Source organism: Brachyspira sp. SAP_772 (assembly GCF_009755885.1).
Classification (GTDB): Bacteria; Spirochaetota; Brachyspiria; order Brachyspirales; family Brachyspiraceae; genus Brachyspira.
Map to the genome: position 1 here is coordinate 1 of NZ_VYIX01000171.1, position 703 is coordinate 703.

1 pseudogene is annotated in these 703 nt (G+C 25.4%); it reads right to left on the reverse strand.

Annotated elements, in window-relative coordinates:
- A pseudogene (locus tag GQX97_RS13325) lies at positions 1-703 on the reverse strand (hypothetical protein); the annotation flags it as partial.

A 703-nucleotide genomic window follows, 5' to 3' on the forward strand; every position in this document is an offset into this window, starting at 1 on the left:
AAAACTTTCTAATCTCATGTGCTCTGTCTATAAAAAAATCATATCTATTAATACTATCAACTATCAAGGAATAATAGATGCCAATTTCATTTATATTAGGATAATTAACATACAAATTAGATATACTGCTATATGCCTTCCAAAAACTTCCTTTTCTATATAATTCTATAGTATCTGCAAGCTTGCCGTATGCTAATGATTCATAAAAGTTTTTACCAATATATAGAGGCTTATTATTTTGTATAATGCTAATTTTATTAAGATAATAAATAGCTAAAGGATTATATCTATCAATTTTAAGCACATCAGTATAATATYTATTAGCAAGATTATAATTTGAAAGACTAAATGCTCTAGAACCTTGAGAAAGCAAATTATTTACATAAGTAGCCCTATCAGTATTGGCAATCTCTTCCAATTCAATTCTTTTATTTTCAATATCCTTTAATAATAATAAAATATTACCATCATTTCTATCATATATTAAAGCRTTTCTAGCGAACTTCTCAGCCTCATTCAAATTACCATTATCAAATTCCTGCTGAGCTCTTTGATATTCATATTCTTTAAGCGATAATTTATACTGATTGAAATGTTTATAATCTTTATTTGTATTGTATTCTTTTAACGCATACACCAATTTATTAGCCAAGAAATAATCATAAAAAGCAAAGAATGCTGTTAATACAACTATTAAAGCAAT